General features: G+C 70.1%; 19 protein-coding genes. 9 read left to right on the top strand and 10 right to left on the bottom strand.

What is annotated here, in order from left to right; all coding sequences use genetic code 11:
• Positions 1–11: 11 nt before the first annotated feature.
• Genes tal through pgl form a run of 5 tightly spaced genes read left to right on the top strand, consistent with a single transcriptional unit; the run spans position 12 to position 6,060 of the window.
• Positions 12–1,121 (top strand): transaldolase, encoded by a 1,110-nt coding sequence (gene tal / locus L3Q65_RS04080; protein WP_182896122.1) that lies wholly within the window; start codon positions 12–14, stop codon positions 1,119–1,121.
• 10 nt (positions 1,122–1,131) lie between these two features.
• Positions 1,132–2,751 carry a glucose-6-phosphate isomerase gene (locus L3Q65_RS04075; protein ID WP_182896123.1) on the top strand — a complete coding sequence of 540 codons (1,620 nt, stop codon included), beginning with the start codon at positions 1,132–1,134 and terminating at the stop codon, positions 2,749–2,751.
• Positions 2,748–4,277 (top strand): glucose-6-phosphate dehydrogenase, encoded by a 1,530-nt coding sequence (gene zwf / locus L3Q65_RS04070; RefSeq protein ID WP_237598807.1) that lies wholly within the window; start codon positions 2,748–2,750, stop codon positions 4,275–4,277. The genes L3Q65_RS04075 and zwf overlap by 4 nt, the downstream gene beginning before the upstream one ends.
• Positions 4,274–5,290 (top strand): glucose-6-phosphate dehydrogenase assembly protein OpcA, encoded by a 1,017-nt coding sequence (opcA, locus tag L3Q65_RS04065; protein WP_182896125.1) that lies wholly within the window; start codon positions 4,274–4,276, stop codon positions 5,288–5,290. Before zwf ends, opcA begins: the two co-directional genes overlap by 4 nt.
• Positions 5,287–6,060 carry a 6-phosphogluconolactonase gene (pgl, locus tag L3Q65_RS04060; protein ID WP_037814650.1) on the top strand — a complete coding sequence of 258 codons (774 nt, stop codon included), beginning with the start codon at positions 5,287–5,289 and terminating at the stop codon, positions 6,058–6,060. The genes opcA and pgl overlap by 4 nt, the downstream gene beginning before the upstream one ends.
• Before the next feature lie 118 nt (positions 6,061–6,178).
• Here the strand turns inward: pgl and L3Q65_RS04055 are convergent, their stop codons facing one another.
• Positions 6,179–6,832: a GntR family transcriptional regulator gene (locus L3Q65_RS04055; RefSeq protein WP_220508587.1), complete on the bottom strand. Its 654-nt coding sequence runs from the start codon at positions 6,830–6,832 to the stop codon at positions 6,179–6,181.
• Positions 6,833–6,922: 90 nt separating this feature from the next.
• Between L3Q65_RS04055 and L3Q65_RS04050 the strand changes: the two genes are divergently transcribed.
• Together L3Q65_RS04050 and L3Q65_RS04045 are read left to right on the top strand one after the other, a co-directional pair.
• Complete coding sequence (locus L3Q65_RS04050; RefSeq protein WP_182896127.1) at positions 6,923–7,462, top strand: YbhB/YbcL family Raf kinase inhibitor-like protein; 540 nt, start codon at positions 6,923–6,925, stop codon at positions 7,460–7,462.
• A 435-nt stretch (positions 7,463–7,897) separates the two neighbouring features.
• Positions 7,898–9,100 (top strand): sensor histidine kinase, encoded by a 1,203-nt coding sequence (locus tag L3Q65_RS04045; RefSeq protein ID WP_182896128.1) that lies wholly within the window; start codon positions 7,898–7,900, stop codon positions 9,098–9,100.
• A gap of 370 nt (positions 9,101–9,470) precedes the next feature.
• Here the strand turns inward: L3Q65_RS04045 and L3Q65_RS04040 are convergent, their stop codons facing one another.
• From L3Q65_RS04040 to L3Q65_RS03995, 9 genes are all read right to left on the bottom strand, one after another.
• A complete protein-coding gene (locus L3Q65_RS04040) occupies positions 9,471–9,815 on the bottom strand; it encodes an RNA polymerase-binding protein RbpA (RefSeq protein WP_009075886.1) in 345 nt (114 codons plus the stop codon).
• A gap of 76 nt (positions 9,816–9,891) precedes the next feature.
• A complete protein-coding gene (secG, locus tag L3Q65_RS04035) occupies positions 9,892–10,122 on the bottom strand; it encodes a preprotein translocase subunit SecG (protein ID WP_033292761.1) in 231 nt (76 codons plus the stop codon).
• Positions 10,123–10,259: 137 nt separating this feature from the next.
• The gene (gene tpiA / locus L3Q65_RS04030) at positions 10,260–11,045 is read right to left on the bottom strand and encodes a triose-phosphate isomerase (RefSeq protein WP_182896129.1); all 786 of its coding nucleotides are present in this window, start codon (positions 11,043–11,045) and stop codon (positions 10,260–10,262) included.
• Complete coding sequence (gene pgk, locus L3Q65_RS04025) at positions 11,046–12,260, bottom strand: phosphoglycerate kinase (RefSeq protein ID WP_182896130.1); 1,215 nt, start codon at positions 12,258–12,260, stop codon at positions 11,046–11,048.
• Positions 12,261–12,265: 5 nt separating this feature from the next.
• On the bottom strand, positions 12,266–13,267 hold the full coding sequence (gene gap / locus L3Q65_RS04020; RefSeq protein ID WP_182896131.1) for a type I glyceraldehyde-3-phosphate dehydrogenase: 1,002 nt from the start codon (positions 13,265–13,267) through the stop codon (positions 12,266–12,268).
• Positions 13,268–14,337: 1,070 nt separating this feature from the next.
• Entirely contained in the window at positions 14,338–15,549 is a 1,212-nt protein-coding gene (locus L3Q65_RS04010) for a winged helix DNA-binding domain-containing protein (protein WP_237601039.1), read from the bottom strand.
• Between the two features lie 539 nt (positions 15,550–16,088).
• Entirely contained in the window at positions 16,089–20,552 is a 4,464-nt protein-coding gene (locus L3Q65_RS04005; RefSeq protein WP_182896132.1) for a hypothetical protein, read from the bottom strand.
• A 12-nt stretch (positions 20,553–20,564) separates the two neighbouring features.
• Positions 20,565–21,368: a hypothetical protein gene (locus tag L3Q65_RS04000; protein WP_037814632.1), complete on the bottom strand. Its 804-nt coding sequence runs from the start codon at positions 21,366–21,368 to the stop codon at positions 20,565–20,567.
• Between the two features lie 118 nt (positions 21,369–21,486).
• On the bottom strand, positions 21,487–22,950 hold the full coding sequence (locus tag L3Q65_RS03995) for a hypothetical protein (RefSeq protein WP_182896160.1): 1,464 nt from the start codon (positions 22,948–22,950) through the stop codon (positions 21,487–21,489).
• Positions 22,951–23,027: 77 nt separating this feature from the next.
• On the opposite strand from L3Q65_RS03995, the gene L3Q65_RS03990 reads away from it, so the two are divergent.
• Positions 23,028–23,468: a PPOX class F420-dependent oxidoreductase gene (locus L3Q65_RS03990; RefSeq protein ID WP_237598806.1), complete on the top strand. Its 441-nt coding sequence runs from the start codon at positions 23,028–23,030 to the stop codon at positions 23,466–23,468.
• A gap of 181 nt (positions 23,469–23,649) precedes the next feature.
• Positions 23,650–25,725: a PQQ-dependent sugar dehydrogenase gene (locus tag L3Q65_RS03985; RefSeq protein ID WP_182896134.1), complete on the top strand. Its 2,076-nt coding sequence runs from the start codon at positions 23,650–23,652 to the stop codon at positions 25,723–25,725.
• Positions 25,726–25,758: the final 33 nt, after the last annotated feature.

Raw genomic sequence — 25,758 nt, 5'->3', positions numbered from 1 at the left:
GGAGTGCACTCATGACTGACCGACTCGCGCAGCTCTCCGAAGCAGGCGTCTCGATCTGGCTGGACGACCTCTCGCGGGAGCGCCTGAACTCGGGCAACCTCGCCGGGCTCATCCGCGACAAGCACGTCGTCGGCGTGACCACCAACCCGACCATCTTCGCGAACGCCCTGTCGAAGGGCGCCGCCTACGACGAGCAGGTCAACGACCTCGCCGCGCGCGGTGCGGACCTCGACGGCACCGTCCGGGAGCTGACCACCACCGACGTGCGCAACGCCGCGGACCTGTTCCGCGACGTGTACAACGCCACGAACGGCGTCGACGGCCGCGTGTCCATCGAGGTGGACCCGCGCCTGGCGAAGGACACCGACAAGACGGTGGCCGAGGCCAAGGACCTGTGGAAGACCGTCGACCGGCCGAACGTGATGATCAAGATCCCGGCGACCGAAGAGGGCCTGCCCGCGATCACCGCGGTGCTCGCCGAGGGCATCAGCGTCAACGTCACGCTGATCTTCTCCGTCGAGCGCTACGAGGCCGTCATCAAGGCTTTCTTCGCCGGTCTGGAGCAGGCGAAGGCCAACGGCCACGACCTCAAGGGCATCCACTCGGTCGCGTCGTTCTTCGTGTCCCGTGTGGACAGTGAGGTCGACAAGCGGCTGAACGCGATCGGCACCGACGAGGCCAAGGCGCTGCTGGGCGAGGCGGCCATCGCCAACGCGCGGCTCGCGTACGCGGCCTTCGAGAAGCTGTTCGCCACGGACCAGTGGAAGGCGCTCGCCGAGGCGGGCGCGAACGCGCAGCGTCCGCTGTGGGCCTCCACCGGCGTGAAGGACCCGGCCTACTCCGACACCCGCTACGTCGACCAGCTCGTGGTCTCCGACGTCGTGAACACGATGCCCGAGAAGACCATGGACTCGGTCGCCGACCACGCCGAGATCACCGGCGACACGGTTTCCGGAAAGGGCGAGCAGGCGCAGGCGATCTTCGACAAGCTGTCCGCGGCGGGCATCGACGTGCCCGACGTGTTCGTGACGCTGGAGACCGAAGGCGTCGAGAAGTTCGAGAAGTCCTGGCAGGAACTGCTGGACACGGTGACCGGGCAGCTGAACAAAGCGAGGGGCTGAACCAGAGACCATGAGCGGGGACGAAACCGGCGTCGTGATCGTCGACGCCGAACTGGCAGAAAAGGCAGCGCCGCTGGCGCAGCGGCTGGCCGCCGACGGCGCCGCTGCCAAGCTCGCCGCCAAGGACTCCGCCTTGTGGGGTCCGGACGCCGAGTCCGAAGCGTCGATCCGATTGTCCTGGACGACGTTGCACAAGTCGTCGCGTCCGTTGATCGGGGAAATCGAAACGCTGCGCGCGGAACTGCACAGCGAAGGCGTGGACCGCGTGGTGCTCGCCGGCATGGGCGGCTCGTCGCTCGCGCCGGAGGTCATCACCGCCACCGCCGGCGTCCCCCTCACGGTGCTCGACACGACCGACCCCGGCCAGGTGGCCGACGCGCTCGCGGGCGACCTCGAGCGCACCGTCATCGTGGTGTCGTCGAAATCCGGCGGCACCGTCGAAACCGACAGCCACCGCCGGATTTTCGCCAAGGCGTTCGCGGACGCCGGGATCGACGCGGCGCGGCGCATCGTCGTCGTCACCGATCCCGGCTCCCCGTTCTCCGAACTGGCGGAGAAAGAGGGCTACCGCAAGACCTTCCTGGCCGACCCGCACGTCGGCGGCCGATACTCCGCGCTGACCGCGTTCGGCCTCGTGCCTGCCGGTCTCGCGGGCGCGGACGTCGCGCGGCTGCTCGACCAGGCCGCGTCGGTGGCGGAAACGCTCGCCGAGGACACCGCGGAGAACCCGGCCGTGCAGCTCGCGGCGGCTTGGGGCGCAGCGCACGAAGCGGGCGCGGAGAAGGTGGTGCTGGCCGACACCGGTTCCGGCATCAAGGGATTCCCGGACTGGGCGGAGCAGCTGATCGCCGAGTCCACCGGCAAGCTCGGCACCGGCCTGCTGCCGGTGGCGGTCGACGGCCCGGACGCGCCCGGGTTCGCCGACCACGGCAAGGACGCGACCGCCGTCGCGATCGGCGCCGCGGAAGGTGCGGCGCAGATCTCGGTGACCGGCCCGCTCGGCGCGCAGTTCCTGTTGTGGGAGTTCGCGACCGCGCTCGTCGGACGGCTGATCGGGATCAACCCGTTCGACCAGCCGGACGTCGAAGCGGCCAAGAAGGCGGCGCGCGCGCTGCTGGACGACCCGGAGAAGCTGAAGGGCGGCGAGGCGCCGGCCACTGTGGACGGTGCGGTCGAAGTCTTTGGCAGCGAAGGAGTTTCGACCGACGGCAAGCTCGCCGACGTGCTGCGCGCGTTCTTCGGTTCGGTGGCCGACGGCGGCTACATCGCGGTGCAGGCCTACTTGGACCGGCTGGACGACGCGTCGACTTCGTTGCTGCGCGGCGAAATCGCCAAGCGGACCGGCGTGCAGACCACGTTCGGCTGGGGCCCGCGGTTCCTGCACTCCACCGGGCAGTACCACAAGGGCGGCCACCAGAACGGCAGCTTCCTGCAGATCACCGGAGCCGTCGACGAGGACCTGTCGGTGCCGGACCGCCCGTACACGCTGGGGCAGCTCCAGCACGCGCAGGCGCTCGGCGACGGCCAGGTGCTCGCCGAGCACGGGCGCCCGGTGCTGCGGCTGCACCTGACCGACCGCGCCGCCGGGCTCGCCGAGCTCGTGCGGGCAGTGCAGGAGGCCGCTCAGTGACCACCTGGCGCAACCCGCTGCGGGACCCCCGCGACAAGCGGCTGCCGCGGATCGCCGGGCCGTCGAGCCTGGTGATCTTCGGCGTCACCGGCGACCTGGCGCGCAAGAAGCTCATGCCCGCCATCTACGACCTCGCGCACCGCGGGCTGCTGCCCGCCGGGTTCTCGCTGGTCGGCTTCGCCCGCCGGGACTGGGAGCACCAGGACTTCGGCGAGCTCGTGCACGATTCGGTGCGCGAGCACGCGCGGACGCCGTTCAAGGAGTCGGTGTGGAACCGGCTCGCCGAAGGAATCCGGTTCGTCCAGGGCACTTTCGACGACGACGAAGCCTTCGACCGGCTCGCGAAGACCGTGCGCGAACTGGACGAGGAACGCGGCACCGGCGGCAACACCGCGTTCTACCTGTCGATCCCGCCGGGCGCGTTCCCGGTGGTGACCAAGCAGCTGGCGCGTTCGGGCCTCGCGCAGGCCGACGAGAACACCTGGCGGCGCGTGGTCATCGAGAAGCCGTTCGGGCACGATCTCCGCAGCGCCAAGGAGCTCAACGCGATCGTGAACGACGTCTTCCCCGAGGAGTCGGTGTTCCGCATCGACCACTACCTCGGCAAGGAGACGGTGCAGAACATCCTGGCGCTGCGCTTCGCGAACCAGCTGTTCGAGCCGATCTGGAACGCGAACTTCATCGACCACGTGCAGATCACCATGGCCGAGGACATCGGCCTCGGCGGCCGCGCGGGGTACTACGACGGGATCGGCGCCGCACGCGACGTCATCCAGAACCACCTGCTACAATTGCTCGCCTTCACCGCGATGGACGAGCCGCTGTCGTTCGAGCCGAAGGCGCTGCGGTCGGAGAAGGCCAAGGTGCTGGCGGCGACCAAGCCGATGCTGCCGCTGGACGAGACCACCGCGCGCGGGCAGTACGCGGGCGGCTGGCAGGGCGGCACCAAGGTGCCGGGCCTGTTGCAGGAGGCCGGGTTCGCGAAGGACTCGACCACCGAGACGTACGCCGCGGTGACGCTGGAGGTGCAGAACCGACGCTGGGCGGGCGTGCCGTTCTACCTGCGCACCGGCAAGCGGCTCGGCCGCCGGGTCACCGAGATCGCGGTCGTGTTCAAGCGCGCGCCGCACCTGCCGTTCGATTCCACCTCCACCGAGGAGCTGGGGCAGAACGCGCTGGTCATCCGCGTGCAGCCGGACGAGGGCATCACGCTGCGGTTCGGCTCGAAGGTGCCGGGGACCACGATGGAGGTCCGCGACGTCACGATGGACTTCGGCTACGGCCACGCGTTCACCGAATCCTCGCCGGAAGCCTACGAGCGGCTGATCCTGGACGTGCTGCTGGGCGAGCCGTCGCTGTTCCCGGTGAACGAGGAAGTCGAGCTGTCGTGGGAAATCCTCGACCCGGTGCTGGCGCACTGGGCGAAGCTCGGCACCGCGCCGGAGCAGTACCCGCCGGGCAGCTGGGGACCGAAATCGGCTGACGAAATGCTGGAGCGTACCGGCAGGCACTGGAGGCGTCCGTGATCATCGACCTGCCGTCGACCACGACGTCGGCGCTGAACAAGAAACTGGTGGAGATCCGCGAGCAGGGCGGCCAGGTCGCGCTCGGCCGGGTGCTGACGCTGGTGATCGTCGCGGACGACGACGCCAAGCTCGAGGACGCCATCGAGGCCGCGAACGACGCGAGCCGCGAGCACCCGTCGCGGGTGATCGTCGTGGCGAAGGGCGCGCGCACGGCCGCGCCGCGCATAGACGGCCAGATCCGCGTCGGCGGCGACGCGGGCGCGAGCGAGGTCATCGTGCTGCGGCTGTACGGCCCGCTGGCCGCGCAGGGGCAGAGCGCCGTCGTGCCGCTGCTGCTGCCGGACGCGCCGATCGTCACCTGGTGGCCCGGTGCCGGTCCGAAGGCCCCCGCGGAGGACCCGCTCGGCCAGCTGGCACAGCGGCGGATCACCGACTCCGCCGCGGAAAAGAGCCCGATAAGGTCTCTCACCACGCGCGCGAAGTCCTATGTGGAGGGTGACACCGACCTGGCGTGGACCCGGCTGACCCGCTGGCGGGCGCAGCTGGTGTCGGCGCTGGATCTCCCGCCGTACGAGAAGATCACGAGCGCGACGGTGACCGGCGAGGCCGATTCGCCGTCCACCGAACTGCTCGCGGGCTGGCTCGCCGAGTACCTCAAGGCTCCGGTGCACCGGGTCAAGAGCTCGAGCGCGCAGGGCATCATCTCGGTGAAGCTGGAGCGGAAATCGGGCGCGGTGGAGCTGACGCGGCCGGACGGACGGGTCGGCACGCTGACCCAGCCCGGCCAGCCGACGCGGCGGATCGCGTTGCAGCGGCGCAGCAACCCGGAGTGTCTCGTGGAGGAACTGCGCCGGCTCGACCCGGACGAGATCTACGAGGCGGCGCTGCACGGGCTGCACAAGATCGCCGCGTCCAACGGGTCCAAGCCCGCTGCCGCCAAGGCTTCGGCCAAGCCCGCTGCCGCCGCGAAGCCGAAGACGCCCCGCAAGACCGCGGAAAAGAGCACGTCATGAGCCGGACCGAGGTCGTCGTCTACGAAAACCCGGACCTGCTGGCCGCGGCCGCCGCGGCTCGCCTGGTGACGCGGATCGTCGACGTGCAGGCAGCCCGCGGTGCGGCGTCGGTGGTGCTCACCGGCGGCGGCACGGGTATCGCCGTGCTGCGGGAACTGCGGGAATCGAGCGCACGGGACGCGATCGACTGGTCGCGGCTGGACATCTACTGGGGCGACGAACGGTTCGTCCCGGCGGATTCGGACGAGCGCAACGAGAAGGGCGCGCGCGAAGCCCTGCTCGACCACGTTCCGCTGGCTCCGGAGCGGGTGCACGCGATGGCCCCGTCGGACGGCGAATTCGGCGACGACGTCGACGCGGCCGCCGAGGCCTACGCGAAGGTCCTCTCCGACGCGGCGGGCCCCGGCGCGGACGTGCCGGAGTTCGACATCATGCTGCTGGGCCTCGGCGGCGAGGGCCACACGGCGTCGCTGTTCCCGGAAACCGCCGAGGTGCGCGAAACCCAGCGTTCGGTGGTGCCGGTCCGCGACTGCCCGAAGCCTCCGCCGACGCGCGTGTCGCTGACGCTGCCTGCCATCCGCCGTGCCCGCGAGGTGTGGCTGATGACGGCGGGCACCGCCAAGGCGGACGCGGTCGCGCAGGCACTGGCGGGTGCGCCGGAAACGCAGATCCCGGTCTCGGGCGCCCGCGGGTACCGGCGGACGCTGTGGCTCCTCGATCGCGAGGCGGCCGGGAAGCTTACGAAGGTGTACCAGCCGCCGGCTGAGTAAGACGGTTGCCGGGAAGGGCTCCTCGCGTGATGACGCGGGGAGCCTTTTTCGTTGCGGGGCAAGGGAAGCGGGCGGGCGGTCGTGAGTGTTCGCGCCGGGTTGGAACCGGCGCAGACACTCACGAGTCCCCCGCACCGGTCAACAGCTCCGCCGTTGCCGCCAGATGATCCATCAGCAACCCCGCCGCCTCCTCCGGGTCCCGGCTCAGCGCGGCCCGCTCCAGTTCCTCGTGCTGGGCGAGCACGTCCTCCGCCGGCAGCCGGTACGCGGGGTGCACCGTCCAGCGCCGGGCCAGTTCGCTCGCGCTCCACATCCGGTCGAAATTCTCCAACAGCACCGCGTTCCCGCAGCCGTCGAGCAGCGTGCGGTGGAACAAGCGGTGCGCCTCAGCCCAAGCAGCGGAGTAGTAGCTGCCTTCGTCCGGCACATACATCGGCGTCCGGGCGAGCCGGTGCCCCGCCGCGCGCACTCGCGTCTCCCACTCCAGGTCTCCGCGCGCGACGGACAACCGCAGCATCGCGGGCTCGACCGTCTGACGCGCCTCGACGATCTCCTGCCACCGCCGATCGGCCATCGCGGGCACCGCGAAGCCGCGGTTCGCGAGCCGTTCCGCCAGCCCCTCCCCGACCAGCCGCACCAGCGCCTCCCGCACCACGGCCAGGCTGACCTCGTACCGCGCTGCCAGTTCCTGCGGTTTCAGCGCCTGCCCCGGCTCGACCTCGCCGCGCATGATCGCGTCGCGGACCTGGTCGTAGATCTGCTCGGACAGCATCTGCTTCATGGTCTCAGGATAGACGATCCCTAAAATCATCGATTATTAGTGCTATAGTCGATAGTATCCCGCTTCCATCGAGAGGAACCCATGTCCGCCAACTCCCCGTTCGCGCGCCTTCCCGAGGCGCCGAGCTTCACCGTCACCAGCACGACCGTCGCCGATGGCGCGGCCTGGTCCGCCGAGCAGTTCTCGGGGATCTTCGGCGTGCCCGGCGGCAAGGACATTTCGCCGCAGCTGTCCTGGTCCGGCGCCCCGGAAGGCACGAAGAGCTACGCCGTCACGGTCTACGACCCCGACGCGCCGACCGGCTCCGGCTTCTGGCACTGGGCAGTCGCCGACATCCCCGCCGCCGTCACCGACCTGCCGGAAGGCGCGGGCGACGACATCGGCTCCGCTCTGCCCGAGGGTGCCTTCCAGCTGCGCGGCGACGCGGGCGCCGCACGCTTCATCGGCGCGGCCCCGCCCGCCGGCCACGGCGAACACCGCTACTTCGTCGTCGTGCACGCCCTGGATGTCGCATCGATCGGCGTCCCGGCGGACGCGACCCCCGCCGTACTCGGGTTCACCATGTTCGGCCACGTGCTCGGCCGTGCGGTTCTCGTCGCGACGGCGGAGACGCCTGCGTAAACCCCAGCCGCCCGCTCACTCCGGCCGCCGCGTCCGTGCTCGCCACGACGCGGCGGCCTTCGACTGCGCAGCGACACTTTCCTCCCACCCGCACGGGTGATCTCTCCCCTGTACGCGTGGCACGGACTCAGCGTCGACCTGGGCGGCAAACGGAGCAACTGACACTCGGCCAAAAAGCGGCTCACCAGTATGTGGGAACCGCCGTATGGTGAACATAAGGTGATGTGATCGACACTAGGTGATGTCGACCGCGCTTCGTTCATCCTGTTGGAGCAGTCGTGGAGATTACAACACCACTAGAACCACTCTGGGTGAAACTTACTGGCAACACACATGTTCCCGTTAGCATCCGCACATTTGTTCACCGCCGCGCGTCCCGATCGGGTGGCCGGAGCATCTCATCACTAAGTCCACAAGACGAATGGGGTCGCCGCGATGAGCACTGAGGGACTCTCGATTCCTGGCATCTCGATGAGCAGCTCCGCCGCGGGAGCCGCCCGGCGAGCCAGGCGTGCCAGCCTGACCGGGGCGTTCGCCGTGTTCCGGAAGCCCCTCGTCGCGACGATCGCCGTCGAAGCGGTGGTCGTGCTGCTGGCGGTGCTCGACGTCTGGCTCGTCGTGCCGCCCAAAGCACAGCCCTATTCGCTGTACCTGTCGGCCGCCGCGTGCCTCGCGGTCGTGGTGCGGCGGCGGTTCCCGTTCCTCGCGGTGCTCGCCGCGGTGCCGGGATTCTTCGCCGGATGGGCGCAGCTCGCGTCGATGCTCAACCTCGGCATGCTCGCGACGCGGCGGCAACTGCACTGGCAGACCTGGGTCGGCGCCGGACTGGTGTTCACCTGCCGGTTCGTGCGGTGGCCGCTGCCGGAGTTCGCGGAACTGAGCTGGCGCGAACACGTCCTCGACGGGATCTACGGCGTGCTGGTGGCCGGAATGCCGATCGCGATCGGCCTGCTGATCGGGGCGCGCGCGGAGATCTCGGCGAAACTGCGCGAACTGGCGAAGAGCCGCGACCGCGAACGCCGCTTCCACGCCGACGCGGTGCGCGCCGAGGAACGCGCCCGGCTGGCCCGCGAGATGCACGACGTGGTTTCGCACCAGATCACGCTGATCGCCATGCAGGCCGGCGCGCTGCAGGCGCAGGCGAAGGAAGGCCCGGCGCTGGAGACGGCGCAGGTCATCCGCCAGCTGTCGACGCGGACGCTCGAGGAACTGCGCTCGCTGGTGAGCGTCCTGCGCTCCGGCTCCGGCGACGACGGCCCGCGCCCCGGCATCGGGGAGCTGGACCACCTGATCCGCGAGTGCGACGTCCCGGTGCAGCTGACCGTCGAGCAGCTCCCGGACACCTTGCCGAGCCAGGTCTCGGCGGCGGCGTACCGGACGGTGCAGGAATGCCTGACGAACGTCCACAAACACGCCCCCGGCGCGACGGCGACGATCCGCATCCACGCGGCGAGCGGCGCGCTGGACATCGAGGTCGAGAACGCCCGCGCCTGCCGCGCGGGCGAGGCTTTCCCGTCGGGCGGCCACGGGCTCACGGGCCTCGCCGAACGCGCCCGGCTCCTGGGCGGAAGCTTCGAAACGTCCGGAACGGAGGACGGCGGATTCCGGGTTCGGGCGCGGTATCCGCTGGATCGCTGAGCCTGGCCGGACCCTGAAATTGGTCCGGACCGGTCAAGAAACCTGGCCCTGCCGAGAGCTTGCTCGCGCCCGGCCGGAAACCGGCCTTCCGAAGGTCTAGACCTGCTCCTCGCCGGTCTGGACCACTTGAGCGATACGCCCCGAACGGGAGTGTCTCCGCCGGACTGAGCCTCTTTGGCGGTACGTGAGGGGAACCCTGACGAAATCTGATTCCCTCAGGGTTCCTCTCACGCACCGCAACCGGTTCCTGACCGTGCCGCAGTGGTCTGGACCTGCCCCGGTCAGGCCGCCCCAGTGCCTCGGGAACTAAAAAACCACCGGCCCTCGCCCTCGCGGACGGGGAAGCCGGTGGTCCCGGAGAAACCGTGCCTCAGATCAATTCGCGGCGCTGGCGGAGGCGCTCGAGCGCTTCGGCGAGGATGGCCTCGCCGTCGGCGTCGCTGCGGCGTTCCTTCACGTAAGCCAGATGCGTCTTGTACGGCTCGGTACGAGGCGCGGCGGGCGGATTCTGCTCGTCCTGACCGCCCGGGAGCCCGCAGCGCGGGCAGTCCCATTCGTCGGGGATTTCCGCGTCCATCGCGAACGACGGGCGAGCCTCGTGCCCGTTCGCGCACCAATACGACACCCGGCGCCGTGGCGCCGATTCACCCCGCTCCGATTCGCCCGAAGGACCGGCACCCACGCGGGTGCCGCGAATCGCGTTACCGCCAACCATGAATCCTCACCCGTTGGAATCGGCGGCGCGCCCCCCAATAGGCACGCCGATCGCAAGTCCCCTTCCGGGGACCCGGTCAGACCTTGAGCAGGAGGCCGAGACCCACGATGCTGATCAGCCAGATGGCTCCGAGCAGCAGCGTGATCCGGTCGAGGTTCTTCTCGGCGACGCTGGACCCCGCGAGACTCGACTGCATCCCCCCGCCGAACAGCGACGACAGGCCGCCGCCCCGGCCGCGGTGCAGCAGCACGGCCACCACCAGCAGCACGCTGGAGGCGATCAACAGGATTTGCAGGAACAGCTTCATGTCATCCTCTGTGCTTGTCGGAGCATGCAGGGGTACGGCCGGACCCGCACCAGCGTGCGGATCTTCACCGTACCCCTGGACTCGTCCACTGCTCTAGTGACGGACCGAACACACAGGCTACCCGGTAGTGCCCACGATCAGGGCAGCGGGCCACCGGCGGCGAGCGCGCAGAGCTTGGTGAACTCCTCGCCGTCCAGGCTCGCGCCGCCGACCAGCGCGCCGTCGATGTTGTCCGCGGCCACCAGCTCGGAGACGTTCCCGGACTTCACCGAGCCGCCGTAGAGCACCCGGACCGCGGTGGCGACCTCGTCGCCGTACTTCTCCGACAGCGTCCCGCGCAGGGACTTGCAGACCTCTTCGGCGTCGGCGGCGGTCGCGACCTTGCCGGTGCCGATGGCCCACACCGGCTCGTACGCGATCACGACGGCCTGCACCTGCTCGGCCTTGAGCCCCTTGAGGCCCTCGATCAGCTGGTTGCGGGTGTGCTCGAGGTGCTCGCCCGCCTCGCGGATCTCGAGTTCCTCGCCCACGCACAGAATCGGCGTGATGCCGTGCTTGAGCGCGGCCTTGACCTTCTTGTTGACCAGCTCGTCGGTCTCGCCGTGGATCGCGCGCCGCTCCGAGTGCCCGACGGTGACGAAGCTGCAGCCCAGCTTCGCCAGCATCGGGCCGGAGATGTCGCCGGTGAACGCGCCCGAGTCCTGCGGCGACAGGTCCTGCGCGCCGTAGGTCAGGGAGAGCTTGTCGGCGTCGATCAGGGTCTGCACGCTGCGGATGTCGGTGAACGGCGGCAGCACGGCCACGTCCACCTTCGCGTAGTACTTCTCCGGCAGCGCGAAGGCGATCTTCTGCACCAGGGCGATGGCCTCGAGGTGGTTGAGGTTCATCTTCCAGTTGCCTGCCACCAGGGGCTTGCGTGCCACTTAGTTCTTCCCCTCCAGCGCCGCCACGCCGGGCAGCTCCTTGCCTTCCAGGTATTCCAGCGAGGCACCGCCGCCGGTGGAGATGTGCGAGAAGCCGTCCTCGGGAAGGCCCAGCTGCCGCACCGCGGCGGCCGAATCTCCGCCGCCGACCACGGTGAACGCGTCGCTCTTCACGAGCGCCTCGGCCACCGCGCGGGTGCCGCCCGCGAACGCCTCGAATTCGAAGACGCCCATCGGGCCGTTCCAGAAGACGGTCGCCGCGTCGGCGAGCTTCTGCGCGAACAGCTCGGCACTGCGCGGGCCGATGTCGAGGCCCATGCGGTCGGCCGGGATGGCGGTGACGTCGACGGCCTCGTGCGCCGCGTCGGCCGCGAACCCGTCGGCGGCGAGCACGTCGACCGGCAGCACCAGTTCGACGCCGCGCTTCTCGGCCTCGGCGAGGAAGCCCTTGACCTGCTCCAGCTGGTCCTCCTGCAGCAGCGACGTGCCGACCTCGTAGCCCTTGGCCTTGAGGAAGGTGTACGCCATGCCGCCGCCGATGAGCAGCCGGTCGACCTTGGTGAGCAGGTTCGCGATGACGCCGAGCTTGTCCGACACCTTCGAGCCGCCGAGCGCGACCACGTAGGGGCGCTTGACGTCGTCGGTGAGCTTCTTCAGCACGTCCAGTTCGGCCAGCACGAGGCCGCCCGCGTACGCCGGGAGCACCGCGGCGATCTCGTAGACCGAGGCCTGCTTGCGGTGCACGACGCCGAAGCCGTCGGAGACGAATGCCCCGCCCGGCGTCAACGCGGCCAGCTCAGCCGCCAGCTCGGACCGGTCGACCGCGTCCTTGCTGGTCTCGCGCGCATCGAAGCGCACGTTCTCCAGCAGGACGACATCGCCGTCGGCCAGTCCGGCCACCAGCGCCTTCGCCGACTCGCCGACGAGGTCGCCGGCCAGCGGGACCTCGGAGCCGAGCAGTTCGCCCAGCCGCTTCGCGACCGGCGCGAGCGTGAACTTCGGGTCCGGCTCGCCCTTGGGGCGGCCGAGGTGCGCGGTGACGACGACCTTCGCGCCCGCGTCGGCGAGCTTCTTGATCGTCGGCAGCGCGGCCCGGACCCGGCCGTCGTCGGTGATGGCCGACCCGTCGAGCGGGACGTTCAGGTCGCTGCGCACCAGCACGTAGCGGCCCTGAACGCCCTCACCCAGCAGGTCGTCGAGGTTCTTGACGCTCATCAGGTTCAGAGCTTCGAGCCGACGAGCTTGATCAGGTCGGCGAGGCGGTTGGAGTAGCCCCACTCGTTGTCGTACCAGCCGACGACCTTGACCTGGTTCCCGATCACCTTGGTGAGCGGCGAGTCGTAGATGCAGGACGCCGGGTCGGTGACGATGTCCGAGGACACGATCGGGTCGACCGAGTACTTCAGGATGCCGGCCAGCGGGCCCTCGGCAGCGGCCTTGTACGCCGCGTTGATCTCGTCGACCGTGGCGGACTTCTTGAGGGTCACGGTGAGGTCGGTGGCCGAGCCGGTCGGGACCGGGACGCGCAGCGCGTAGCCGTCGAGCTTGCCGAGCAGCTCCGGCAGCACGAGGCCGATCGCCTTGGCCGCGCCGGTGGAGGCCGGGACGACGTTCAGGGCGGCGGCGCGGGCGCGGCGCAGGTCCTTGTGCGGGCCGTCCTGGAGGTTCTGGTCCTGCGTGTAGGCGTGGATCGTGGTCATCAGGCCCTGCTCGATGCCGAAGGCGTCGTTGAGGACCTTGGCCAGCGGGCCGAGGCAGTTGGTGGTGCAGGACGCGTTCGAGATGATCGTCTGCGAGCCGTCGTACTTGTCGTCGTTGACGCCGAGGACGACGGTCAGGTCCTCGCCCTTGGCGGGCGCGGAGATGATGACCTTCTTCGCGCCGCCCGCGATGTGCGCCTTGGCGGCGTCGGCGTTGGTGAAGAAGCCGGTCGACTCGACGACGACGTCCACGCCCAGGTCGCCCCAGGGCAGGTTGGCCGGATCGCGCTCGGCGAGGGCCTTGATGGTCTTGCCGTCGACGACGATGCCCTCGTCGGAGACGCTGACCTCGCCCGGGAAGCGGCCGAGGATCGAGTCGTACTTGAGCAGGTGGGCCATGGTGGCGACGTCGCCGAGGTCGTTGAACGCGACGACCTCGATGTCGTGACCGCTCGCCTTCACGGCACGGAAGAAGTTGCGGCCGATCCGGCCGAAGCCGTTGACACCTACGCGAACGGTCACTGCTGCCACTCCTCTGGTGTTGATCACGGCGGCGGCGCGCCGGCCGCCGACCGCTGAAGTTGGTCACTGCGGAAGTTCCCCGGGGCGCCCGCCCCGGACGACTTCTGCGACTTCCGGAATCGGTGCAACCCTAGCGTGCGGGCCCCGTTGCCCCGGACTGCCCTGACGAGACTTCCACCACTGCCGGGAGACGTCAAGAATCGATTAAGAACCCAGCTCAGCCGGGTGAGGGGCGAAAACGGGGCGAGCGCTCCCCCGGGGCCGGGCGGCGGGAGCGGACCAGTGGCTTGATCGGTCTTGGTGCCCCGGTTCACGCTGTCGGGACGGTTTCGCCGGGCGAGGTGGCGCGCGGGGTGCGGCGGGGGTTTCGGCCGAGAGGGCTCGGCGGGGCGGGGTTCGGGACGGGCTCGGCGCGAACGGGGCTTGGTCCTCGGAGGCCGCGCGGGCAAGTGGCTGGGTCGAAGCGGACGGGCTCGGCGCGAACGCGGCTTGCTCCTCGGAGACCGCGCGGGCGAATGGCCGAGACGAAGCGGACAGGCTCGGCGCGAACGCGGCTTGCTCCTCGGAGACCGCGCGGGCGAATGGCTGGGACGAAGCGGACAGGCTCGGCGCGGACGGGCCGGTCCCGGAGATCGCGATGGGGCACGGCACCGCAGGCGGCCGAGGCTGGGCGCGGGCAGCCGGGGGCTGACCAGGCATGAGGGCGGGCAGTCAGGCCGTCGAGGCTAAGAACGGCCGAGAGCGACCAGGCGGCGCTGAGCAGAGGGCGACTGGCTTCGGCGACGGCATCAGTCCGGCGCTCACCTCTCCGGCGCTGGGAGGACGGCAGTTCTCTCTCCGGCGCCGGAGAGAGAACTGCGCGGAACACGAACTGCCGGGCTGCCCAGCCACCAGCAGCCCGATCGCCGAGCAGCCCAGCCACCAGCAACCCGATCGCCAGGCTGCCCAGCCACCAGCAACCCGATCGCCAAGCAGCCCAGCCACCGGGCAGGCCGGGCCGCCGAGGCATTCGGCCAGTGATCCCTCCCGCCGCCCGACCGCGGTCTTGGCGGCGGCGTGCACACCTGTGGCTACCCGGCCAGCTCCTTCTCCGCCGGAGTGCGGAACTTCGGCACCACCCGCGCCTCCCCCAGCCATGCGCTCAGCCGTGCCGCCTCGGACTCCGCCTCTGCCGTCTTCTCGGTTCCGATGTCCTCCAGCAGGCGCACAGCCACCTCGCCCGACGGCCGGTGGGCCCATGCTCCGACGATCCGCCCGTCGCTCCAGACCGTCGGGCCGATGTTGCCGCTGCGGTCGAACAAGGCGGTTCGGTGCTGGCCCAGGTACCAGTCCCGGGACTGCCAGCCCATCGCGGTCGAGTCCAGGGCTGGCAGCAGGGCGATCCATGGGGCGGGGTCGCCGACCGGGGCCAGGTCGCCGGGCAGGGCGATCGCTGGTTCGCCGTCCAGGTCGACCTCGGCGGGGGCGACGGCGGTCAGTGCCTTTTTCGTTTGGCCCGCGGTCCAGCCGGTCCACCAGCGGAGGTCGGCCACCGGCGCGGGGCCGAAGGCGTGCAGCCATCGCCGGGCCAAGGCGGCTCGGGCTTCGTCTTCGGAGAGGCCGGGCCAGTCGGCAGCAACGCTGGACTTGGTTCCGGTGCCAGAGCCGGAAGCACTCTCAAGCCAATCGGTCAGCGGGGACCAGTGGTATTGCGTGCTTTGCCAGCTCCCCCGCGGGCGTCCTCGTACGAGGCGGCCTTCCGCGGCCAGCTGGAACAGCACCCGGCTGGTGACGTTGCCGATCGACTCGTACGGTTTTCCCTTCGCCATCAGCAGTTGCTGCCGCAGGCGCGGTTCGTCCTCCGCCAGCTGCTGGGCGGTCGCCGATCCCCTGGCGCGCAAGGCTTTTTCGACGCTCGCCATGACCTCGTCCAGCCATTCGGCGGGACGCGGCACATTCTCCGGATGACCGAGGGTGCCCAATTGCTTTTCCAGCAGGCGGCGTTGGCGGGCGGCGATGTCGTACGAGCACGCGGCTTGCACCGAACCGGCGGTGGCGACGTCGGTGACGAAAACGGTGCGCCGCATGCCGAGGATGCGCAGCAGGGTGCGCCGGGAGTACAGCGCGTCCTCGACGTCGGCGACCGAGACGTCGCGCACGCGCGACCAGACGGACAGGTACACGGAAGCGGGATCGGTGGCATGCAGCGCGACGACGCCGTCGACTGCTTCCTCGACGGTCGTCGCCCGTGCCGCTAGATGGTGGCGTACGCCGAGGCGGGCCCGGCGTTGGGCGAGGGTCATCTTCACGGCTTGATTCCTACCAGCAAGGTCCGACAAAAACGGATCTGTGCTGGTCAGCGGCACGCGAGCAGCGCGGTGCACACGGGGCTCCGGAACCCGACCCGGGCCGGGCAAGGGGGGGGGTGCGAGGCCCAGTTCGACGCATGGCCGGACGAGCGGGAGCGGGAAGGTTCGCGGGTCCAAAGCAGCCAGGATCCGGCCAGCCTGCGATGCCGATGGTCACCAGGTCGCTTTCGCTCGCCAAGACCAAGGCGCGAGGCCTCGGGCACGACCACGGCTACCCAGCGGCGCAAGCTCAGCTGGGCGAGTGCGGCGTCGATCGCGCCTTGTCGCGTGCCCCGGCGGACAAGGAAGCGCCGTTCGTGTCCTTTGTGGACCTTGACAGTGGCGGGCCGCGCCAGCGGAGGCTGTCGATCCGAGACCCGCGCTCTGGTGACCGCATTGGACACCGAAGCAGGCGGCCACGGGCTGGCGTACCTGCCCGTCGACTGACGGGTCCGGCGCGCGGTATGCCATCCGAGCAGACCGCGCGCCAGCCGTCAAGCCGGTTGTTCTTCTTCGGCAGCCGGATCCGCCACGACAGACGAACGGCTGAACATCCGCGTCGCCGAAAGCCGCGCCACCCCGTCCGGATCCCCGAGGTCGTCGAGGGAATTCCGGATCGTCGCGTCCACCGACAGGTACTTCCGCCCGGCCCGCAGGTCCGCGTCGTTGCGCAGCCGCACGATCAGCGGGAATTCCGCCAGCGCGCCCGCGTCGAACAAGCCCGTCGTGTAGATCAGCTGCACGCCCAGCGCCTCCGCGACGGCCCGCTGCAGTTCCAGCAGATACCCGGCGGACGCCCGGCCGATCGGGTTGTCCAGGAACAGCACGCCCGAATGCCGGTTCCGCGCCTTGCCCCGGTTGTTGGCGCGCAAAGCCGCCAGCGTGCAGTACAGGATGATCGCCGCGGTCAGCTGCTGGCCGCCGGAGAACACGTCGCGGATTTCCGACACCCGCTGGCGTTCGGTGCGCAGCACGGAATCCGGCTTGAGCATGTCGACCCGGTACCCCTTGGGCGCGGCGACGTGCACCCCGCGCAGCACCAGCGACAGCCCGTCGCGCTTCACGTCGCGGCCGTCGGCGGTCTTGCCCGCGGCTGCCTCGTCGACGACCTCGCCCAGTTTTTCCGCCAGCACGTGGTCTTCCAGCTCGGTGAACCGGATCCGCAGGAATTCCTGGCCGGACCAGTCGCCGAGCCCGTCCGGCAGCCGCGAGACGCGCTGCGCCGACCGCAGGGTGCGCAGCGCGCCTTCGACCATCCCCTGCAGCCGCGTGATGATGCCGCCGCGGTGGCGGTCGATCTGCGCGAGGTCGTCGGTGAGCGTCCGCAGCCGGGGCCGCAGCGCCTCGCCCCATTCCGCCGCGTGCGCGGGAAGCTGGTCCCGCTTCACGGAAATCACCTGCTGCCGCACCGGCGTGCTGAGCTTTTCGAACCGCTTCTCGGTCGCGTACTGCGCCAGCTGGTCCGCCGCCGCCCGTACCCTGCGGTCGCCGGAATCGGCCGCCGACTGCGCGTCGTTCAGGACGGTGTTGAGCTGGTTGTACCGGGTCCGCGCGGACTCGACATCGCCGTCGTAGGCTTCCGCTGGCTCGTCCGAGCGCAAGTGCGCCAGCGATTCCGACAGCAGCCCGAAACCGGACGCCGAAGCCTTGGCCGCGTCCAGCGTCGCTTCCGCCGCCGCTCGGCGTTCCTGCAGCTCTTCCCACTTCCGGGCCGCCGCGGACACTTCCAGCGAGGCCGCGTCGATCAGCTCGAGGCCGTGCTCGATATCGCGCGGGCGCTCGGCCGGAGAGGCGACACCGGTCTGCAACGGCAGCACGTCCAGCTCCGCCCGACGCGTCGACACCTGGCCGATCGCCTCGGTGCGTTCCTCTTCCAAAGCATCGACGACTCGTCGCGCCCGCGCCAATGCCGCCGCCCGGGCGGAAGCGTCCGAACCGTCCGGCGTCTCCAGCAATGCCGCAGCGCGCACCCGGACCTGTTCGTCCAGCGCCTCCAACGCGGACGACGCCGCCGCTTCGGCGGATTCGGCCTGCTCCAGCTCGGCCCGGAGATCGCTGCCGACCTCGACCTTCGCGTACGCCTCCGAAGCCGACGCGAAGGTACGCCGCAACGCGTCCACCGGTTCCGAAGGCGCCTCGACGTCCTCCGGCAGCTCGGATGCACCTGGCACCTCGGCCAGCTCGGACCGCGCGGTGGTGACCGTGCGACGGTGTCCGTCAGCGGTCCGCTGTTCCTCCGCCGCCTGCTCGCGCAACCGAGCCGCACGGGCCGACGCTTCGGCCGCCGACGTCTCCGCGCGTTCCGCGATTTCCGTTGCCCGCTCGACTTCTTCGGTCCATTCGGCGACGCGCGCGGCCCGCGTGGACAGCTCGCCGAGCCGACGCGCCTTCTCCTCGGCCTCCGCCGAAGCGGTCCGCAACGCCGGGACTCGCTCACGCAAGGCGGTGACTTTTTCGCTCAACCGGGCGAATTCCGCCTCGGCCCGCGCGAGCGCGGCCTGCGCGGTCTCCCGGGCGACGCGAGCGCTTTCGGCCTGCTCAGCGAGCGTCCCGATCGCGCCGGCCGGATAGTCCTCGCGCCACGTGGTGAGCTTCCACGTCAACGCGCCGTCGGCCGCCAGCGACTCCGACAGCTGCTCCAGCCGACGCTGCCGTTCGGCATGCCGCTGCGCTACGGCTTCCCGCTCGGTGTCGGCGGCTTCCTCGTCGTACATCGCCGGGTTCGGCGGCACGAGGAACTCAACGCCCGCCGCTGCCGGACCGTCCTTCTGGAACGCATCGGTGGTCCCCACCGCGATCACCGCGCTCGGCAACAGCCGCGACGCCGCCAGCACTTCGCGCGCCCGCTTGACCTGTGCCGCATCGTTCAGCAGCACGCCAGCGACGAGCTGCGGCATCCGCTCCAGCACTTCGTCACGCCGCACGGAGTCCAGTTTGGACAGATAACGCCAGCCCGACCACGCGGTGATCCCGGCTTGCTCCAACGCGTCCAGCGCCGCCTGGACGTCCTCCGGCGGCGGCAGCAGCCCGCCCGACCCGAGCGCGGCCAGCGCCCGTTCGTCAGCAGACTCCTCCATCCGAAGCGCGGTCTGTTCCTTCTCCACCGCCGCGCTCGCGTCGCGCAAACGCTGCAGCAGCACCGGAAGGTCGCTCTCCAGCTTGACGTCGTCCGCGCCGAGCAACTCCATCAACCGCGGTTCCGCGGCCAACGCGTCGGTCCGCCGATGCGCGCGTTCGAGGTCTTCAGCCGCCCGCACGAGACGATCCTGAGTGGACCCGGCGAGCTGGTGCGCCTCGTTCACCGAACGCTGCGCCGCCTGCAGATCCTCGCCGACCCGGTCGAGTTCCTGTTCCCGGCGAACGGATTCCGCCGCCGCGGCCTCGGCTTCCGCCCGCGCCGACCGAGCCGCCTCCGCGACGTCCGCCCCAGAGGTCAACAGTCCGCTTCGGACCGACTCGGAGATTTCCTCGCGCAGCTCAGCGATCCGCGACGACAACCCGCGCGCCTCGGCCCGGCGGCCAGCAGCCAGGTTCGCCGCCTCGTCCCGCTCGGTCTGCGCCTTCTCCGCTTCGGCGCGCAACGCGTCCGCGTGCGCCTCGGCTTTGTCCGCCTGCCGCTGCGCGTCACGCGCCAGCGAAAGCAAACCGCGCCCCAACGCGACCGCCGCCGCATCCCGCGCGGCCAACGCGGGCTTCGCCTTCTCTTCGCGGTTTCCGACCAGTTCACGCAGGTCTTTCGCCTTGCGCGCCGCGTTCAACCGGTTCAGCACCGTCGCGGTTTCGCGCCACGCTTCAGCCTGCGTCTTCGCCTCGGCCAGCTCGCCGTCGACGCGCTCGCGTTCGATCTGTGCTTCTTCCAACCGCAGCACCGCGACCAGCCGACGCAGCTCGGTCACACCCGCGGTCAGCCGCCGATGATCGCCCTCGGCGAGCTTTTCCGCACTCCGCACTTCCTCGACGTGCTCTTCAAGCCCCGACAGCCGCGCGTTCTCGAGCTCGTTGCGCGCGTGGATCCGCCCGGCCAGCTCGCCGAGATCCTCGCGCGCCGAATCCGCGATCCGCCGCGAAGCCGCGGCCACGCCTTCCTCCTCGGCCAGCGGACCGAGCAGTTCCAGCGCGCCCTCGACGAATTCCTTCTCCGCCATCAGATCGCCGCGCTGCGCGAGGTTGTTCGCGTACGTCGACACGACCTCGGCGAGGTCCTTCGGCTCGTCCTCGGACAGCACCGCGCGCAGCAGGAACTCCACGAACGCCTCGTCGGTGGAGAACTGGAACGCATCGGCCGCCTCGCCCTCGCCCGCGTTCATCGCGCGCTGGTAGCGGAACAGCTCGGTGTCGAGGCCGAGCTGGTCGAGCCGCCCGGTCCATTCGTGATGGCGGCGCGTCCAGAACAGCTCCAGCTCCGGTTCGGCCATCGCCGCGCCCGCGATCCGGTCGTGGAACCCGGACATGGTGAGCAGCCTGCCGTCCTCGGTCAGCGGCAGCGAATCGAGGGCGACGTCGGCGGTCGGGCGGAAGCAGTACCAGGAGTCGACGAGGTTCTCCGAGTCCGCGGACGTCACGTGCCCGCGCCACTCCGACACCTTGCCGGTGATCACCCGCTGGCCGGTCTCGACGTGCAGCCACTCCAGCACCACGTGCGCGACGTCCTTGGCCGTCACGAACTTCTCCAGCACCTTCGTGCTCGTGGTGCCGACGACCTGGCGCCGCCCGGGCAGCATCACCGAGAAGATCAGCTTGATCAGCACGGACTTGCCGCCGCCGTTCTCCAGGAACAGCACGCTCGCCGGCGACGGGCGGCGCACCGGGCCGCCGGCGTGGATGCCCGCGGAGAACAGCGCGTCCTGCTTCGGCGCGGTGATCGTGGCCCCGACGCCGCTGAAGTCCAGCACCACGTCCTGGTACCGGGCGCCCGCCGGGCCCACCGAATGCAGGCGGACCCGCGAAAGCTCGTACATTCCCGTCCCCTCTTACTGCAGCGTGTCCGAGGCTGTCGCGCGCAGCGTTCCCCCGGCCCCGGCGACCGCGACGACGTCGAGCGCGAGCAGGTCGTCGAACGCGGCGTCCGCGGCCAGTTCGCGCACCTGGATCTGGTACCGCGGCGTCGTGCGGTAAGTGCCGCCCTGCTCGTCGCTCACCTGCACCAAAAAGCCTTGATCGGCAAGGAATCGCAGCGCGCGCGACACCATGCCGCGCGTCGTGTCCGCCGCCATCCGGCCGTCCTTCGTCGCCGCGGCGGCCGGCCGACGAGCGTACGCGCGCCACGCCTGCTCCAGCTCCGGCGCGTCCGCGAGCGGGTCGTTGTTCGCCTCGGCCAACTGCGCGCGCTCGTCGAGCACACGCGCCGCTTCGCGAACCATCGCGTCGACCTGCTCGACACTCACCCGGCCGATGTAGGTGTCGTTGGCCAGGTCGTCCGGCCGCGGATAGCCGAGCGCGGCCGTCGCGAGATGGATCAGGCCGTGCAGCACCTTTTCCGTCTCGCGCCGTTCGCGGATCTTGGCCTGCCGCGCGTAGCTGTCCATCTTGATCTCGAAGACGGACTCGTCGGTGGCCGCGAGCACGCAGCCGGCCTGCTGCGTCACCTCCAGCACCATCAGCCCGAGACCGGACGCGACCGCGTGGGTGAGCGCCTTGAACGCGTTGTCCTCGCCGTAACGGCGCACCAGCTCGCCGTACACGACGTCGCGGGCGGGCAGCTGCTTCGGGCGCATCCCGAACGCGACGAGGCGCGCGGCGGCCTCGGCGTCGACGCTCGTGTGCGTCACCGGCATCAGGCGACCTCCTCGGTCTCGTCGCGGCTTGCCGCAAAGCGCCCCAATGTGGCATTGGGTGCGTCACATGGACCCAACGCCACATTGGGGCGTTCGAGGCGCTCCGAGAGAAAGGTGCTCAAGCGACCTCCTCGGTCTCGTCGTCAGCTCGTTCGACCTCCGCGGTGGACAGCAGCAGATCGGCCCCGCCGAACTCCGGGTCGTCGAGCAGGGTGCCGTCGTCGACGGCGAGCAGCACGTGGCGTTCCCCCTGCCGGCGCGCCGCGCCGACCTCGGGACTGTAAGCGTGCAGGGCACGCAGCGCGACCAGGGACGCCAGGTGCGGCTGCCCGGAGCGGCGCGCGTCCTCCAGCAGCCCGGACAGCCGGCGCGGGACATCGGGCAGGTCGAGCAGTTCGTCGGCGAGCCGCCACACGTCGTCGCCGAAGCGGTCGGTCACCTCGGCGGGCACCAGCTCCGGCTCCGGCACCTCGCCGACCAGCTGGTCGCGTTCCGGGGCGGGCCGCAGCAGCAGCGACACCAGCGAGGACAGCGACGGCACGACCGGCGTCGCGATCCCCGCGACGGCGTGGAAGAAGTGCTCGGCGGGCGCGGTGGCGTCGGCGAGCGGCAGGCCGAGCGTCGGCATCAGGAGCTGGCCGAACAGGTCGATCGTGGCCCGCTGCGGCGGTCCGGAGAACTGCTGGCGGTCTTGTTCGGCGCGGAAGACCGCGCCCGCGTCGGCGATCCGCGACTGGAGCTTGGTGTGCCGCCGGATGCAGTCGGCGACGATGTCGACCAGTTCGGCCGCGCGGCGTTTGTGGTCGGCGTCCTCGGACTCGTCGCGCGCGGTGGTGATGTTCTTCAGGATCGCGTTCTCCGCGCGGAACCGGGACTCGATGTGCCCGAGCGCCGATTCGATCAGCTCCGGCACCTCGCTCTCCCAGTCGACCGCGCGCACGTCGCGGCGGGTGGCGTCCAGCTTCGCGCGCAGCGTCTCGCCGTACTGCACGGTGCGGTAGCGCGCCTGCTCCGCGGCGAGCTTCGCGTCGGCTAGGCGGCCGCGGTTGATCAGGTTCTCCAGCTTCACCTCGGCCGCGATCTGCGCCGATTCGACGTCCGTGTCCAGCGCGCCGACCAGCACGTTGATCGCCTCGTCGGTGGCGCGCAGGTACACCTCGCCGTCCGGGGCGGCCAGTTCGACCAGGAGCTTGAAGTCGAACTGGCGGCGCTGGTAGCCACCGGGGCCGAGCGAGCCGTACACGCGCCGGAAGCCGCGGTCGGTCGTGCCGACGTTGATCAGGTTGTCCAGCACCCACTTCGCGACGCGCACGTGCTCTTCCGGCATCCGCGAGGGCGCCTGCAGCGAGATGAACGGCAGCAGCCGGTCGATGACCTGGTCGTGGCCCGCCCCGGTGTCGAAGTCCATCGCGATGGTGACCTGGTCGATCGTGTGCAGCGCGATCTCGGCCATCTGGTACACCGTGGCGTCGGCCCAGTCGAGCTTCGCCTTGCGCGCGTCGAGGTCGTGCAACGGCGCGGTGCAGGCGAGCGCCTTCAGCCGACGGGTCAGCCCCTCGTCGGCGAGCCCAGCGGCGCCCATCTCGTCGTATCGCACAGCAGGTCAGGCTAGTCGGCCTGCCCGAGCGCCCGCACACGCGGACGGCTAGCGTGGCGGGCATGCGGGAGATGACCAGGGCGGAGTGGTGGAAGTTCGCGAGCGAGGGCACGCGGACCGGGATGCTGGGGATCGTGCGGGCCAGCGGAGCCCCGGTCGTCACGCCCGTGTGGTTCCTGCTGAACGAGGGCCCGGACGGCGACGAGCTGATCTTCACCACCGGCACGGACACGCTCAAGGGCAAGGCCCTGCGCCGCGACGCGCGGATCTCGCTCGCCGTGGACGACCAGCGGCCGCCGTTCTCGTACGTCCAGTTCACCGCCGAGGCCGAACTGCACCACGACCTCGACGAAATGCTGGAGTGGGCCACCCGGCTCGGCGCGCGGTACATGGGCGAGGAGAACGGCCTGGCCTACGGCAGGCGCAACGCCGTCCCGGAAGAATCCCTCGTCCGGGCGAGGATCACGAAGGTGATCGCGCGGGCGGACATCGCCGGGTTCTGACCCGTCGCTTCTTTCGGCGCACGCTCCGCGGCCACGGCTGCGGAGCGTAATGCCGCGATCGCACTATTGACACCGCACCTGCCGAGGGTGTGTGATCTGTCCCGATAAATAGGAAAGTTTCCTAACGAAGACTGTGCAGTTCCCCGCCGCCGCCCCGATCCCCCTCAAGCAGGAGGCCCCCGTGGCACGACGCTCGACGTTGAGCGCGCTGTTCGCCGGTACCGCGGCGACCGCGCTCGGCTGCGCACTGCTGACCCCCGTGACCGCCACCGCGGCCACCGGGGACTACGAGTCCGAGGACGCGACGCTCTCCCAGGCCAAGATCGCCACGAACCACTCCGGCTACTCCGGCAAGGGATTCGTGGACTTCGACAACCTCGTCGGCAGCTACGCCGACTACTCGGTCAACGCGGCACAGGCCGGCACGCACACGCTGACTTTCCGCTACGCCAACGGAACCGCCGACGACCGGCCGATGAAGCTCGTGGTCGACGGAGGCGACAAGGGCACGGTTTCCTTCCCCGGCACCGGTTCCTGGACGACGTGGAAGACCGTCACCGCGACCGTCCAGCTCACCGCGGGCGTCAACCACGTGCGCACCGTTTCGGCGTCCGCGAACGGCGGGCCCAACACCGACAAGATCACCGACAGCTTCTCCGCCCCGGCCGACACCGAGCCGCCGACGCCGCCGAAGAACTTCCAGGCGTCGAACATCCGGCCGACCGCGGCCGATTTCCGCTGGGACGCGGCGACGGACAACGTCGGCGTCACGCGGTACGAGATCAACCGCGGCGGCAACACGCTGAAGGTCGTGGACGGCAAGACCACCTCGGCGACCGTCGACCAGCTGACGCCGAACACCTCCTACGACATCTCGGTGATCGCCTACGACGCGGCGGGCAACCCGTCGCAGCCGAGCAACGTGGTCGGCGTGAAAACCCCGCCCAGCGACGACAAAACCCCGCCGAGCGTGCCCGGTTCGCTCAAGGTCACCGGCAGCACTTCGGACAGCATTTCGTTGTCCTGGAAGGCTTCCACCGACGACAGCGGCTCGATCGCGGGCTACGACGTGTACCAGGGCAACGACATCGTCTCGACCACCTCGCAGACTTCGGCGACGGTCACCGACCTCAAGCCGAACACGTCCTACACATTCACCGTGAAGGCGCGTGACCCCAACGGGAACGCCTCCGCGGCGAGCAACGCGGTCACCGCGAAGACGACCAGCAGCAGCGGTGCGGGCGGCGGAATCCCGTCGTACGACAAGGACATCGCGAAGGTCGACCTCGGCTGGGCGGTCGGTTTCCTGCCGAACGGCAACGCGCTGGTGACCGAACGGGACCGGTTCGAACTGCTGCAGATCACCCCGGACGGCAAGAAGACGACGCTCGGCAAGATCCCCGGCGTGGTCACCACGAACGGCGAGGGCGGGCTGCTCGGGCTGGCGATTTCGCCGCAGTGGAACACCGATCACGCGGTGTACCTGTACCACACGTCCTCCAGCGACAACCGGATCGTGAAGGTCACCTACGACGGCACCACGCTGTCGAAGACCACCACGCCGGTGCTGACCGGGATGTCGAAGAACCAGTACCACAACGGCGGCCGGATCGCGTTCGGCCCGGACGGCAAGCTGTACGCCACTGTCGGCGACGCGAAGGTCAAGGCCAACGCGCAGAACAAGAGCTCGCTCAACGGCAAGATCCTGCGGCTCAACCCGGACGGTTCCGCGCCGAGCGACAACCCGTTCTACGCCACCGGCGGCAACGCCCGGTACGTCTGGAGCTACGGGCACCGCAACCCGCAGGGCCTCGCCTGGGACTCGCAGGGGCGGCTGTGGTCGTCGGAGTTCGGCGAGAGCAGCCAGGACGAGCTGAACCTGATCCAGAAGGGCGGCAACTACGGCTGGTCGGCCTGCGAGGGCACGATCGGCGACTGCAAGGGGACGATCGCGCCGAAGAAGACGTGGCCGACCTCGCAGGCCGGGCCGTCGGGCATCGAGATCGTGAACGACTGGATCTACATCGCGGCGGTGACCGGCAAGCAGCTGTTCGTCACGCAGATCAAGGGCGACAGCGTCGGCGACGTGTCCGCGGTGTTCTCCGGCCGCTGGGGCCGGCTGCGCTCGGTGACCAAGACGCCGGACGGGCACCTGTGGGTGACCTCGACGAACAACGACAAGCTCGGCGGCACGCCCGACACCATCGACAACGTGGTGGTGCAGCTGAAGTTCCCCGGCGCGGGGCTCGCCGGATAAAGCCGCGGCAGGGGTGACCGGAGCGGCGCCGGT

This window comes from Amycolatopsis sp. FU40 (genome assembly GCF_021903635.1).
Taxonomy (GTDB): Bacteria; Actinomycetota; Actinomycetes; order Mycobacteriales; family Pseudonocardiaceae; genus Amycolatopsis; species Amycolatopsis dendrobii.
Note: the sequence above shows the minus strand (reverse complement) of the source record. Positions and strands in the feature narration are given on the sequence as shown.

Coding starts and splice junctions, on each gene's coding strand:
- tal (WP_182896122.1), top strand. CDS start 12: ATGACTGACCGACTCGCGCAGCTCTCCGAAGCAGGCGTCTCGATCTGG.
- L3Q65_RS04075 (WP_182896123.1), top strand. CDS start 1,132: ATGAGCGGGGACGAAACCGGCGTCGTGATCGTCGACGCCGAACTGGCA.
- pgl (WP_037814650.1), top strand. CDS start 5,287: ATGAGCCGGACCGAGGTCGTCGTCTACGAAAACCCGGACCTGCTGGCC.
- L3Q65_RS04055 (WP_220508587.1), bottom strand. CDS start 6,832: ATGCTGTCCGAGCAGATCTACGACCAGGTCCGCGACGCGATCATGCGC.
- L3Q65_RS04050 (WP_182896127.1), top strand. CDS start 6,923: ATGTCCGCCAACTCCCCGTTCGCGCGCCTTCCCGAGGCGCCGAGCTTC.
- L3Q65_RS04045 (WP_182896128.1), top strand. CDS start 7,898: ATGAGCACTGAGGGACTCTCGATTCCTGGCATCTCGATGAGCAGCTCC.
- L3Q65_RS04040 (WP_009075886.1), bottom strand. CDS start 9,815: ATGGTTGGCGGTAACGCGATTCGCGGCACCCGCGTGGGTGCCGGTCCT.
- secG (WP_033292761.1), bottom strand. CDS start 10,122: ATGAAGCTGTTCCTGCAAATCCTGTTGATCGCCTCCAGCGTGCTGCTG.
- pgk (WP_182896130.1), bottom strand. CDS start 12,260: ATGAGCGTCAAGAACCTCGACGACCTGCTGGGTGAGGGCGTTCAGGGC.
- L3Q65_RS04010 (WP_237601039.1), bottom strand. CDS start 15,549: ATGACCCTCGCCCAACGCCGGGCCCGCCTCGGCGTACGCCACCATCTA.
- L3Q65_RS04005 (WP_182896132.1), bottom strand. CDS start 20,552: ATGTACGAGCTTTCGCGGGTCCGCCTGCATTCGGTGGGCCCGGCGGGC.
- L3Q65_RS04000 (WP_037814632.1), bottom strand. CDS start 21,368: ATGCCGGTGACGCACACGAGCGTCGACGCCGAGGCCGCCGCGCGCCTC.
- L3Q65_RS03995 (WP_182896160.1), bottom strand. CDS start 22,950: ATGGGCGCCGCTGGGCTCGCCGACGAGGGGCTGACCCGTCGGCTGAAG.
- L3Q65_RS03990 (WP_237598806.1), top strand. CDS start 23,028: ATGCGGGAGATGACCAGGGCGGAGTGGTGGAAGTTCGCGAGCGAGGGC.